We start from the raw sequence: 12609 nt of genomic DNA, 5'->3' as shown, positions 1-12609 counted from the left end.
CGTCACGCAGGTAACGTGCCTCGTGAACAGAATGGTTGCCGACAGCCTGCTGTTTGGGGTGTCGGCAATCGGGATGCGAACGCTCAATTCGCCAATCTGGCGACCCCCACGCATTCATTACCCTGCACTTTCAGTTCAAGGATGACCTTGCGCGTATCCAGCACTGCCTGGCTGATTTCACGCAAGCGTCCGGTGCTGTCTGTCGTGAGTTTCAGCAGGCGTTTGTCTTGGGCCTTCAACAAGGACTGCCGTCGCGCATTGAGCTCCGCGCTGGACTCGGTAAGGGCGGACAACTTGTTGGCTCTTTCTTTGTAAGCATCGCGAAATTTTTCGACGGCGCCGTGTTTACCCTCGAACCTTTCGGCGACGCTGGTGAGGGCGTCAAGGCGCACTTGCACCCACTCCATTTGCCCCGGAAAGGCATCGAGCAAGCGGCACGCGACCATTCGGGCAGCCAGGCAGAGCTGTGATTGTTCGAGCGAATGACTGAACCTTTCCAGCTCTTTTTCCAGCGCCGCTTTCAACTTGCTGGTGCCGAAGGTGGTGGAAACATTCAGTGTGCGAATACTGTTGGTGATGTCGTCGAGTTCGAGTTCCAGATGCTTCTGGATTTGCCCAAGTTGCACTTCCTGAGCTTCAAGCTGAGCAGGGACTGAGTCATTAAGTTTCCCGTTCAAAAGCGCGGGTGCGATTTGACGCAGGTAATCAATGCTGCCGGTGATCTGACCTTCTCGCTTGTTTTGCTGAAACTGCTCAATGCGCTCTACCCCAGCGAGGATGTCACTCAACTTGGCGCTGATGTCTGCCAGGTGCTGTTGGGCGACGACGGCGGAGGCAATCTGAAATAACGCAGCCGAATTGACCAGGCTTGTCAGGTTATTGTCCTGAAACAGTCTGGCGTGTTCAGTAAATTTGCCGTCGGCAGATCTGGAGAAGGCACGCAGACCGTTGCCATCCATCGCCGCTGCCAATGGGCCATTGATCTCCACTCGAAAATACTGATTCGAGTTTGCAACGCCCGTAGTGATCAAGTTGGGTATGGACTGAAGAAGGGGCGATAGTCGGCTCAAACCCAGTTGCGCTACCTGGTTGCTGTCACCGTGATCAGATGCAGTTGGCAGCGAGAGTGCCTTTACCGAGAGCACAGGAGCTTTTTCGCTCGAGCCAACCAGCCATTGCTCACCATCGTTCCGTTTGGCGAGCCCTTTGATGCGAGTAATTTCACCAGTCATGGTTTACCTCCAGGTAAACGAGGTTGCATGCCTTTCTGTCGGATGTAGGCGATTTGAACCACGCAAGGCAAGGTGATCCGAAATGCAGGGGACGCCAGAGAATAGCCTGCCAGACCTGCGCCCAGAGCGACTCCGATTGGACCCAGGGCCAAGCCTGCCAACCTGCCCATGAGCATCTCCGCTCCCAACACAGCACTTGCACCGAGAAGGTTGGCTCCCAGGGAGGCGGAAATAAATGAGGTCACATCCAGTGTTGCCGCATGCCCAAAGCCCATACGGTTCAAGAAGTGGGTGAATGAGAAAGGATTGGCGGCATCAGACTCGCCAAACTTCTCTGCAAATTGCGCACGAGCTTCCTTGGACATCTTGTCCCATGCCTTGTCCAATAGGCGTTGCAATACTTTGAGCTCAATCGTGCCGAGGTCGTCTGAGTCCGTACTCTTTCCGCCGACATGGGAAAGCACGTCGGTGGCGATCTCTTTGTACGTCACGCCGCCACTACGGAACAGATTGGTAATACTGTTACCGCCAAACATGCGGAGCTCGTGCACCAGCAATGCCAGCACATCTTTGTCAAAGGTCTTGTCTTCACGAGCCTGGTGCAGAAATTCCTTTACCGTACCAGCAAGCGAGATCCGGCCTTTCCCTGAGTCCGTGATGTAATCCACCAATAAACAAACGTCATCCGGTTCGGCTGCCAGCAGCAGTGCAAGCAACGGCTCGTCACCGGCAATATCTATTTCAGACATCTACTCCCCCTTGGTTAAAAACATGCATCGTAAAAGTACTTCTGACGCTGTGGGCGCCCGATTCCATAGCCCTAGCATCAGCTCACCAACACTTGCGTTCGCCAGTTTTACGAGCTGAGTACAAGCGCGGATCATAAAAAAATAAGGGCGAGCTCACATTGTTGATGACCACCCCGGCTTGAGCCGAGGTAGTCTATCGGACGGTGTAAGATTAGAGATAACCCATTTCGGCCAACGACACGCTGCCTTCACGACCCACTACCACGTGATCCAATATCCGGGTACCAACCATGTTGAGGGCGTTCTTGAGGGTAGTGGTCAGGATGCGATCAGATTCGCTGGGCTCCGGGTCGCCAGAGGGGTGGTTATGTACCAGAATCGCGGCTGCAGCATTGTGCTCCAACGCAATCTTGATTACTTCGCGTGGGTAAACGCTGGCTGCATCTAGCGTGCCTATAAATATCTCTCTGAAGGCAATAACTCGATGCTTGCTGTCGAGCAGCAGCAGAGCAAAGACTTCGTACTCGTGGTATTGCAGCAGAGTTTGCAGGTGGCTGAAAACCTGCTTCGGCTCAGTCAGTGCCCGGCCTTTAGACAGACGACTCATTGCTAGCTGTTGAGCCATCTGCAGTATGTCGGCCTCAGTAACCGGTGACTCCATGACATAGGTGCCGGATTCTTCTCCAGCCCGGAGTTTGTGATATTTCATGACGGTATTCCTGTACGAATGAGGGGGCACGCAGGGGAGGTTGAGAAGGGCGTTACTGGGCCAAGTGTCTGCTGTTGTGCTGCGTGGCTTGCGACTCCAGCTTTTGAGCGAGTGAGGGTTTCGCAGGCGCTGCCAGTTGGGCTTTGGGCTCTACAGGCCTGGACTGATCTTCCAGGGCGGGAAAGAACTCCTCGACGATGGCGCCGGTGTCCTCCTCGCTGTCCTCAAAGGCTCCATTGTTAAAGCCCTGCTGGGCAGCATGATCCAAGGCGCTCTGGTCAAAACCGGAGGCTTGCCTGGCTTCGTCTAATTGCTTGGCTTCTAGCAAGCCGTCTTCTAGGCTCAGCCCGCTGCGCACTGTGATGTCCACGTAGAAGATCGGCGTGCCATGGCTCTGGCGAGTGGATTTGCCACGCAGACGCAGCTCCAGTGGTAGACAGGCCAGACGATTGCCGGAGATGGCTTGCAGGTAATGCAGACGCGCTGCCAAGGTACGGATGCTGTTGTAGCCCGTGGTACGGAAGACAAAGCTGCCCAACGGATCGTCATCGCCAATCACCACGTTCAGCCGGCCGTAAGGCTTGCAGGCATTGCCTTGAGCCAGTGAACAGCCATCCGGTGAAGGACAGGGCAACGATTGGATGCCGTCCTTGGTCAGACGCTTGCAGGTCTCACCATTGCCTACGCACAAAGGCCTGCCAGTGTTTCGGTCGAACAAGCTGTAGTCAGCGCGAAAATTCAGATCCGGCTCGTTGAACAGCAGCCGGATCGGAATACTGCGCAACTTGCTGTCCTTGCCATTGCGCAGTTCTTCGTTAAGGGGATGCAGTAACCAGCCGTCACGGCTCTGTACTTGGGAGGTCAGGGTGAATTGATCGTCTTTCTCCGGCAGACGTTTGCCGTTTTTCTCGACGACCTTGCCAATGGAAATGCGCCCGAGCACGGGCGGGGTGATAGCCAGACCTTTGAGCATGGGTGTTCTCCTGTAACTGAAATAAAATGCCACCGAGACCGCGCAAACGGCCAAGGTGGCGTTGGAGTGAAAGGGCAAGGGAATAAGGGAAGAGCGAACAAGTGTTCAGGTCAGCAGGAAACGCCGACTGCCGGTTTTGGTGGTCGAGTAGCGCACTTGCAGATAGGGCTTTTCTTTCAGCAGACGCGGGATATCCAGGCTCACGCTGTCTTTGGCTTTCTTCCAAGTAATGCAACCGGTGGCGAAGGTCGCCCGACTGGCATTGCCCATGGCCTGTTGTAACGTTTGCTTGAGTTGGGCTTCCTGCTTTTCCTGCAGAGCAATTGAATCGCGCACGCTCTGCAGTGCGGTAAAGGTCGTACAGAGCAGCATATCCTGGCTGAAGTCCACGCTCTGCCCACTGTCCTGTGGATACAGACACCGCAACGCCTGCTCCGCTGAGGCAGATCCGTCTGCCGGCGGCGGGGTATCACTGACGACGTAATCCCAGAACAGCCGCTCCAAGTCGATCAACCGAGCAATCAGTGATTCGTCGCGTTCGATACGATGTATTTCCAAGTGCTGACCGCCGAGCAATACCGCAACATCAGCGGCCAGCTTGCCGGTGACGGCAAGCTGGTGCATGACTTGCAACTGCACATACTCGGGCACACCCTCCTTCCAGAGGCGTGCGCCGTTTATGCCGGCGGTTTTGCATTCGAGAATCTGCACTTCTGACGCGCCGATCACCTCACGGTCAATGTTGGCCAGCATCCAGGTCAGGTTGGGATCAGGATGCTGCAGTACCGCATTGACCCGCCGCACCCGGTGACCACTGCGCCGGGTGTAATGTGTTGCGACAATCGGCTCTAGGATGTTGCCCCAGTAAGCCGGGCTCTCCTCATCTTGTGGATCGATCTTGGGTAGTGAGATGTCACGCCCGGTTTTCTCCAGCCACAGCTCCAGCTGGGATTTGTAAGGGTTAAGACCCACGGCAGCGGCGGCATCCGAGCTGCCGATACCTTGTTTACGCACGGCCAACCAGTCCTCGCGAGGCAGTTGTTTGGTACCCACCAGACGTAACGCAGGACGGGGTTTGCTGCTGGGGTGTTGCAGAGTTTGCATGTCCATGATGTTTTCCTGATGCATAAAAAACGCCCGGCCAGCAGAAGCTGACCAGGCGTTTTAATGGTTGAGTTGGTGAGTGGAGCTAGGCGGCGAGTTGCAATGCGGCTTGCAGGGCGCGTTGTTTGATGACGGCTCCTTGGCCAAACCAAGCCGAGTCCATGCGGTATTCGGTACTACGGGCGCGCCGTTCGTGATCAACGTACTCGGTCACAGCATTGAGCAAGCCCCAAGCGGTTCCTTGAGCCGACACCAGTGTGGCGCCACGCCCCTGACCTTCATACAGGCTCTGCACCTTGCGCAGCGCCCGCTCGTTAGGAAGTACTGCTGGTAGTGGGCTGTTCGGACTGGCATCACACAATACGTTCATGAAAAACCCCAAAGCCTCATGCCATTGAACCTTGCGTTCAGACAAGGCGCGCATGCTGTACATGAAGGAATCCCACTGGGAGACGGCGATACCCAATTGCTTCTTCACCATTTGCGGATCGAAGCGGGTGTTGTGCGGCACTTTGATCGCCCGGGTCGCTCCATCAAGAGCGATGGTCAAGGTGTTATTGCAGACCACCCGAACGGTAGTTGGCGTAGCGGTAGTGGCCAGAGTACCGTCACAGGAAGTGGCCAGCAGCAGGTAACCATTGACCTGATCGTTGCCTTTCAAAGCAGTGGATTGGCCAGTACGGGCCAGTGCCCAGAACTTACGACCACCTTTCAATATCCCAGCTGTTTCCAGCTCGTAGCCGGAGACCTCAGTCAGGTCGCGATAGAACTCCAGGACTTCACGCGGTTGTACGATTTGGTAGCGGTTGGATACGACCGAGAGTGGTGCCTTGGTATCGGAACGGTAGAGTACCTTCTGTTCAGGGAAGGTCTGAATACTTCCCAGTTGCCCGATGGCATCCGCCTTGAAGTGCACCGGGCTGTCTTGGATCTTCCAGTCCATTCCTGCTTCGCGTTGCCAGACTTCGAGCGGTTGTTGGGGCGACAGGCGACTGCCCAGGCCATGCCAGGGTGTTGCGCCAACGTAAGCCATTTGTTCGATGAGGTGAGCCATGGGAATGATTCCTTGCGAATGAATGGAAAAGAGCGTCGTTTCATCAACAAGCGACGCCTGTTCACAACGGCTTAACGGTGGACGCTGAAGCTGTAACCACACTGCAGGCAATGGTAGTTGTTCAGCACCTTGTCATCCATTTGTGCGCCCAGCGTGGACCCGGCTATCCCGCCAGCCACTCCGCCAAACAGTCCCCCGAGAAGTGCACCAGCAATACTGCCAATGGCGATCCCGACCGGACCGCCGACCACACCCAGCACCGCTCCAACTTCTGCGCCCGACAGGGCTCCGGCGGCACCAGTGGCCGCACCGCCCGCAGCACCAATCAATCCACCTGCTTGTTTGCCAATATTTTTCGTGACGACGCGTCCAGAGTTACAGCTTGGGCAAGGGGTATACATGTTCAGATCCTCTCAAGTGATGAGCTTGTTTGCCCGAAAGCAGGCGTATCCCCGACAGCATTCGATACCGTGGGGCATTCATCGGAGTGATATAGGTCTGAGATTTTTTTGATTGAACTCATATCGGCTCACTGCGCTACGGCAAAGCCGTGAAAAACCAGCCTTTTGGAGCTCTCAACGACATGAGTACGGCAGCGCTGTAAGTTATTACAGGTCTGCGGTATGAAATGTCTATATGACTGAAAGTCGCTGGCAGGCACACATCAGTCGGCTGATACGTTTTTATTCCGAATAAAAATGGAATCTTTTTAGAATTGAATAAGTAAATTTTCTTACTGTGATTCTGGGGGTTAAGTTTTCACAAAAACTATTTCTCGGGGATTTTTGCAGGTACGGCATTGCTGTTGTTACGGTTAAAGTAGTATGTATCTAAAAGATGCTCTTGCTGTAGCTGATAATCATCAAAATTATTATAGGTTGTGGGGTGATCGATAGCACTCTCCAATAGAGTGCTATCGTACTTATAAAGATCTACAAGACAGATCGGCCATAAACACAACAGTAACGTACAGCGTTGACTACAAGTCAAAGCGTTGAGATTATGTAGGAAGCGTGTAAGCCGAAGCAAGGTGTCTGAATGCACCTGGCTTCGTGTGCCTGCCGGTGAGCCCTCCATACACGGCCGACAGGAAACTGATTATGTTCCATCATCAACCGAAGCGTCATCCCAGCAATACTAATCTCAAGCTGCACTACAGCAACGAATACCGTGGCTTTGCCGTGCAGCAGTTGGCACATGGCCCTTTGATCGAGAACTACTTGGAGCCTGGTCTTGAGACTCTGCTGCGCTGTCTCTCGGAACAGGCCCATGAGGTGTCTTAGATATGAATTTGGCGAAATTATACCTTACACTGAGCCATAGTCGGTTTCGTGATATTGAACTTCTCAAACTGTTTCCGAGCGTAGGGGCACCATGGATTGCTCATTAGTCGAGAAAGCCCCCCGCGGGTGCAACTCTGCAGTGTCATAAACTCGCGTTGAGCTTGGGGCGTACGACTGAACGAGGTTATGGGGAAGCTGTATTGATTGAATTAATCAAAAAAAGCGACGATCTCCTTTGGTTATAATGATTTTTTACCAGAGTAATAAATCCCTTGGTTCTAACTATTGTAAGTAGCTATTCTCGGGGATTTATCTCTGTGAAACAGGAGATGGATTTTCGGTATTGGTAATATGCCTCTATAGCTATCTCATCTACCAAGGATCAAAGATCCATGCAGTAAGTCTAGATAATGAATCAGGCCCATTGAGGCCTGATTGTAAGGAAGCAGCGCAGGACCGTCGGTAAATAAGTACTACCCATGCTGAAGGTATGAACCTAAGCACTGGAGTACCTACATGATCCGTCACCCTGACAACACCAACCTAATCCTTCACAGCGACAGCAGCTTTCAGAACTGGCCTGTTCAAGAGGACAAAGGTCCGTTCATTCAGCAGTACCTGAATCGTCTCCAACAGACGATGCAGTGTGCGCTTGCTCAATACCCGCGAGTGTTTGCCTTCCGAGTCGATCTCCGACTGCCGGTGGGAACTCAGCTACCTGAATACGCATACACGAATCAGGTCATTGAGCGCTTTATCGAATCCTTTAAAGCCAAGATTAAACACAATCGCAACATGGCTCGCCAATCCAATCCCTATGCCCACGATAGCAAGGTCCGATACGTTTGGGCGAGGGAGTTGGGGCAGCATGGCAAGCCCCACCACCATCTGGCTATCCTGTTGAACTACGATGCCTTCGCCTCGCTGGGTAAGTTCGCGCTCGGTAGGGATAACATCTTCAATCGTCTGGTGGCGGCATGGGCCAGCGCCTTGGGTTTATCTATAGAGGCTGCCAGCGGTTTGGTCGAGATCCCGAGCAATCATTACTATCACTTACATCGTGACGACCTAGCTGGGCAGGCTGTGTTCTTTCATCGCACAAGTTATCTCTGTAAGGCGGCTACCAAAGTATACGGTGATGGCCAGCATTCCTTCGGCTGTAGCCGAGACTAAAAGATAAACCGAGTAGCGCCTACAGCATTCCATCGGAGTATTTGTTGAATGTTGTAGGTATAATTCTTGGAATTACTTATGCAGAGCTGGGTTTAATCTGATTACATCGCTGAGTGATTCATCGCCATAGCAAAAATTGCCCTCGTAATAACCCCAAGACTTGAAGGGATCATCGCATTTCTCACGAGTATTACCTCTCATTCTTCGCTGCTCACCTTCGTCATGGCCTGAGCGATTAGGGCATCAAGCATCTGCGCAACGAATTTCTGTTGGTTCGTTGCCATTTCGAACAGGGCCACGCTCACGCACAGTGGTTTCCTGCTGCTGACTGACCGAACAACTCATTGAGGGTGGAAGAGAGGAGTCGTGCCCGATCCAGTCGTGCGGCTAGCCAAACGGTGCGCATCATGCTCATTTTGCGGGTCTGGTTGAAGTGGTTGGCCAGGTCATTGCCAAACAGCGAATGCGCACAGGGCTGACGCAGGAGCAAGTGGCCGAACGGTTGGGAATAGGCAATGAGGCGGTGTCCCGCATTGAGCGGGGCGTCGTGATCCCTAACATTGCCCGGCTGCTTGAGTTTGCGGCGATCTTTGAATGTGGAACTGCAGAATTGTTGACTGAAGTCAGCCCGCGCTCGGATGACCAGGCACGACGGCTTTATGAGCTCTTATCGCTGTTGGACACCGCAGATCGTCAACTGGTGATGACCGTGGTTGAACGTCTGGTGAGACGTCTCAGTCGTCAGTGAAGTGTTTTAACGGGGGCGTGAGTTTCAAACCTGTTCCTGTGCCGCCTCGAAGGTGGCGCCGCAACGTAAGCACTGGTAGTTGAAACCACCGAACTGGTAGCGGGTGATATCCGCCGCGACCTGCAAAGCGGATCGATAGCTCGGGACCACCGAGGCGAGTCCGCTCAGAAGCAGGCTGTACCAGGGAGCGAGCGGCGAGGGGGCTGGCTCGGGGTAGGCTTTCGGGTTGAGTGGGAAGCTCGTAGCCATCCCTCGGCCAGACCCACCAGCATGACGATACCGATGGCGGCCTCCTGGGTGAGGATGGCGCGCGATTCACAGATCAAACAACGTCTCATCATTTTCTTTACTCCAGATCGAATTGAGGTAACGGGATGTGGGCGTGCACAAGGGGTTGAATGCGGCAGTGCGCAAACGGCGTTTTGATTGGGTCAGATGTTCAACGCCGCTGGAGCATCCCACTCAGGATTCGCCGTATTCGAGTAAAAGGCTGAAGAGCCAGCAGGCGACGAGTAGCACCAGCAGTAGCGGGGGGAAGCGCCACATCAATGCCAGCAATAAGAAGACGGCGAAGCAGCCTGCCAGCACCCCCGAGAAGACGAATATCGATGTCAGAAGCCGTAGGGTAGTCATGTGATTTTTCTCCGTATTGGTGGAATAACCGTGAGCGCTTGCTGAGTCGCCGAGCGCTTGCTCAGATGCCGCGTCGGATGCGTCTTTGGCTGGGGCTACTCCTTGACGTTGTTTTCATCGTGCTCACCTTGCGGCATAAAAAACGCCCGATTAGCAACGAGGCTAATCGGGCGTTATGGGGGGAGGAGATAAGGCTCAGGCGACCAGTCTCAGGGCGGTGTCCAGGGCACGTTGTTTAATCTGCGCGCCCTGACCGAACCAGGCTGAGTCCATGCGGTATTCGTTGCTGCGAGCGCGGCGCTCGTGATCGACATACTCGGTCACGGCGTTGAGCAGGCCCCAAGCGGTTCCACGTGCAGAACCCAACTGGCTGCCCCGTCCCTTACCTTCATAGAGCTCCTGGACCTTGCGCAGCGCACGTTCGTTGGGCAGCACGTCGGGTATCTGTGCGGTGGGGCTGGTTTCGCACAGCACGCTCATGAAGAAACCCAGTGCCTCATGCCACTGCACCTTGCGCTCGGACAATGTGCGCATGCGATACATGAAGTCATCCCATTGTGAGACGGCGATGCCCAATTGTTTCTTCACCGCCTGAGGATTGAAGTGGGTGTTGTGCGGTACCTTGATCGCCTGGCTCATGCCGTCCAGGGCAATGGTCAGGGTGTTGTTGCACACCACGCGTACGGTGGTTGGTGTGGCGGTGGTTGCCAAGGTACCGTCGCAGGAGGTGGCCAGCAGCAGGTAGCCGTTGACCTGGTCGTTACCCTTCAGGGCTGCACCTTGACCCGTACGCGCCAGTGCCCAGAACTTACGCCCACCCTTGAGCACACCGGCCGTTTCCAGCTCATAACCGGAGACCTCGGTCAGATCCCGGTAAAACTCCAGCACCTCGCGGGGTTGCACGGTGTGGTAACGGTTGGATACCACCGACAGCGGCGCCTTGGTGTCTGAGCGGAAGAGCACCTTCTGTTCGGGGAAGGAGTGAATGGCGCCTAGGTGGCCGACCGCGTCCGACTTGAAGTGGACTGGGCTTTCCTGGATTTTCCAATCCATGCCAGCCTCACGTTGCCAGACCTCGATGGGCTGTTTTTCAGTGAGGCGACTGCCGAGACCATGCCAGGGAGTGGCGCCAACATAGGCCATTTGTTCGATTTGATGTGCCATGAAGTGATATTCCTTTTCGAATGAACGGGCAGAGACACTGCGCGGTAGCAGCGGCAAAGGTTGCTTGTGCGAGGGGCGAGAGGGGCGGTGTTTTAGGCTGGGCTGTAGCACAGGTTGAAACGACAACCGCAGTCGAGGCAGAGGTTGTTGGCGAGTACACAGTGATCTAGGAGATTGCCTAGCTGGTTGCCGAAAACTGAACCAGCCGCTGCGCCGAGCACAATGCCGAGAGCCCCGCCTAAAGCACCAGCGATCAAGCCGATTTGGTTTCGGGTCAGAGCTTGGCTAATAACGTGTACGGCGCCACCGAGCAGTCCTGCGGAGGCATTGATTCTCAGGGAGGTTTGGCTGGAAGCGATTTTCGGGGAACAACAGAGAGGACATTGCAATGACATGGCTTAGCGCTCCATGGTGGGTATGACCATTGCAGTTATATAGATCTGAGATCTATTGGAATGTGCCAGTGCTCCTAGCTATTCCTGCTATTCGTAGCAGGAATAGCAGTAGTTTCTTGTCGACGCTGACTGGAAAGTACTCCCTTATTGGTGGCGTCGAGTGTGTGGGTCTTGTCCTCGATTCGCTGAGCGCACTCCCCGCAGCCCCAGTAGTTCTCACCCAGTGGGTCACCTAATTCGTCGGTTTAGAACAGCCCAGAGCAAGATCAGAATTTCCCGTCGGACTGGAAGTGTGGGCGCTCCTTGAAAACAGGAGGCGAGCGCGTTGGACGTCGAAGGAATATCCTCGACCAGCCCGATTCAGCTCTTTGGCCATGCTGTTTAAGACTTCGGTATAGCCGTGTGTGATCGGGTGGTCGAAGTAGGCGAGGATCTGTTCGTGCCAGACCTTCAGCGCAGAGAGCAGCTCCCGGAAGTAGCGTTGCAGTGGGCTGCTGGTTACCGCTTCCTCCCAAGCTTCTAATGCCGGGATGACTTCCATCTTGGAGCGATCGTACAACGCATAAAACTCCTGTCTGAAACGGAGTGCTTCCTCACCGAGCCGGGTGGGGGCTTTGTCCACGCTGTAGTTGAGCATCTGGAAGACGTGGCTTTTGTCGATTACTACTGGAGCCGCCGGTAACAGAGCGTTAGCCATTTGAGAGTAGGGGGCCTGCATGTTAGTGACCACGCCGTGTGTAGTGCTGCGATCGTCGAAGCGATGCAACCAATCGGCAAGTGTGTGCTCGCCTCGGTCAGGTAGAACGTCGATTGGAATGTTGCGGCCGATGTCTATCAGCACGCAGCGCCACGCGCCGGCAATATAAACCTCGTCGATGCCGAGCCAGTTTGGGAGGTACACCTGGAAGCTGCCGGCCAGCTCGGTGACGTAATGTCCTGCAATATTACGGATGGTCTTCTCGTCGCAGCCGATTTTCTCGGACAGCCTGGAGAAAGAGTCTCGCAGGCAGTGGGCCTTGATGTACCTGATGCACCGTTGAGTCATTCGCCTGGCGGTATCTACGCCTGCCAAGGCTTGCAGTGAGGTGCCACCACACTCTCGGCACCTATACCGCTGAACCGTAGCTGCGAGTTGTACGTGAACATCCTGAATGGGGCTGTCTCGATACCTAACGACTTTGGTGCCGTGGCGATACAGCCGGCCCAATACACCGCACTTGGTGCACTCCTGAAGTGGCGGGGCGTACTCAGCCTCGATGGTGCGGATGCCAGTATCTAGGCGTGAGGACAATATGATCCAGCCGGGTACGTCAAATATGTCAGTCAATGCGGAGCTCCCATGACGGATCAGCGGTGCAATCGTCCGCCTACCGCTAGGGATTGCTCAATCAT

General features: G+C 54.6%; 14 protein-coding genes. 3 read left to right on the top strand and 11 right to left on the bottom strand.

All coding sequences use genetic code 11. The features are described 5' to 3' along the window. Positions 1 to 83: 83 nt before the first annotated feature. The 7 genes from CD175_RS15445 to CD175_RS15415 all read right to left on the bottom strand — a co-directional run bounded on the left by CD175_RS15445 (position 84) and on the right by CD175_RS15415 (position 6222). Positions 84 to 1232, bottom strand: a complete 1149-nt coding sequence (locus tag CD175_RS15445) for a hypothetical protein (protein WP_146094580.1) — start codon at positions 1230 to 1232, stop codon at positions 84 to 86. Beyond that, complete coding sequence (locus CD175_RS15440; protein ID WP_104449570.1) at positions 1229 to 1981, bottom strand: YaaW family protein; 753 nt, start codon at positions 1979 to 1981, stop codon at positions 1229 to 1231. The genes CD175_RS15445 and CD175_RS15440 overlap by 4 nt, the downstream gene beginning before the upstream one ends. A 211-nt stretch (positions 1982 to 2192) precedes the next feature. Next, on the bottom strand, positions 2193 to 2690 hold the full coding sequence (gene radC / locus CD175_RS15435; RefSeq protein ID WP_104449569.1) for a RadC family protein: 498 nt from the start codon (positions 2688 to 2690) through the stop codon (positions 2193 to 2195). A gap of 52 nt (positions 2691 to 2742) precedes the next feature. After that, on the bottom strand, positions 2743 to 3663 hold the full coding sequence (locus CD175_RS15430) for a recombination directionality factor (protein ID WP_104449568.1): 921 nt from the start codon (positions 3661 to 3663) through the stop codon (positions 2743 to 2745). Between the two features lie 105 nt (positions 3664 to 3768). Then, complete coding sequence (locus CD175_RS15425; RefSeq protein ID WP_104449567.1) at positions 3769 to 4773, bottom strand: YqaJ viral recombinase family nuclease; 1005 nt, start codon at positions 4771 to 4773, stop codon at positions 3769 to 3771. A gap of 79 nt (positions 4774 to 4852) precedes the next feature. Then, entirely contained in the window at positions 4853 to 5821 is a 969-nt protein-coding gene (locus CD175_RS15420; protein ID WP_104449566.1) for a DUF932 domain-containing protein, read from the bottom strand. 71 nt (positions 5822 to 5892) lie between these two features. Next, positions 5893 to 6222, bottom strand: coding sequence for a hypothetical protein (locus CD175_RS15415; RefSeq protein WP_104449565.1), 330 nt, complete (start codon positions 6220 to 6222; stop codon positions 5893 to 5895). A gap of 699 nt (positions 6223 to 6921) precedes the next feature. Here CD175_RS15415 and CD175_RS15410 point away from each other — a divergent pair. From CD175_RS15410 to CD175_RS15400, 3 genes are all read left to right on the top strand, one after another. Then, positions 6922 to 7104 carry a hypothetical protein gene (locus tag CD175_RS15410; RefSeq protein ID WP_104449564.1) on the top strand — a complete coding sequence of 61 codons (183 nt, stop codon included), beginning with the start codon at positions 6922 to 6924 and terminating at the stop codon, positions 7102 to 7104. A gap of 516 nt (positions 7105 to 7620) precedes the next feature. Then, positions 7621 to 8277, top strand: coding sequence for an inovirus Gp2 family protein (locus tag CD175_RS15405; RefSeq protein ID WP_104449563.1), 657 nt, complete (start codon positions 7621 to 7623; stop codon positions 8275 to 8277). 424 nt (positions 8278 to 8701) lie between these two features. Then, the gene (locus CD175_RS15400) at positions 8702 to 9025 is read left to right on the top strand and encodes a helix-turn-helix domain-containing protein (protein WP_240629006.1); all 324 of its coding nucleotides are present in this window, start codon (positions 8702 to 8704) and stop codon (positions 9023 to 9025) included. 24 nt (positions 9026 to 9049) lie between these two features. Here CD175_RS15400 and CD175_RS15395 read toward each other — a convergent pair whose 3' ends face one another. The 4 genes from CD175_RS15395 to CD175_RS15380 all read right to left on the bottom strand — a co-directional run bounded on the left by CD175_RS15395 (position 9050) and on the right by CD175_RS15380 (position 12544). Continuing rightward, entirely contained in the window at positions 9050 to 9274 is a 225-nt protein-coding gene (locus CD175_RS15395; RefSeq protein WP_240628992.1) for a hypothetical protein, read from the bottom strand. A 213-nt stretch (positions 9275 to 9487) separates the two neighbouring features. Further along, on the bottom strand, positions 9488 to 9658 hold the full coding sequence (locus CD175_RS31350) for a hypothetical protein (RefSeq protein WP_167399529.1): 171 nt from the start codon (positions 9656 to 9658) through the stop codon (positions 9488 to 9490). A 195-nt stretch (positions 9659 to 9853) separates the two neighbouring features. Continuing rightward, a complete protein-coding gene (locus tag CD175_RS15390) occupies positions 9854 to 10822 on the bottom strand; it encodes a DUF932 domain-containing protein (RefSeq protein WP_104449561.1) in 969 nt (322 codons plus the stop codon). A gap of 627 nt (positions 10823 to 11449) precedes the next feature. Then, positions 11450 to 12544: a transposase gene (locus tag CD175_RS15380; RefSeq protein ID WP_104449559.1), complete on the bottom strand. Its 1095-nt coding sequence runs from the start codon at positions 12542 to 12544 to the stop codon at positions 11450 to 11452. Between the last annotated feature and the right edge of the window lie 65 nt (positions 12545 to 12609).

The organism is Pseudomonas laurylsulfatiphila (assembly GCF_002934665.1).
Classification (GTDB): domain Bacteria; phylum Pseudomonadota; class Gammaproteobacteria; order Pseudomonadales; family Pseudomonadaceae; genus Aquipseudomonas; species Aquipseudomonas laurylsulfatiphila.
This window is presented reverse-complemented; position numbering and strand designations above follow the sequence as displayed.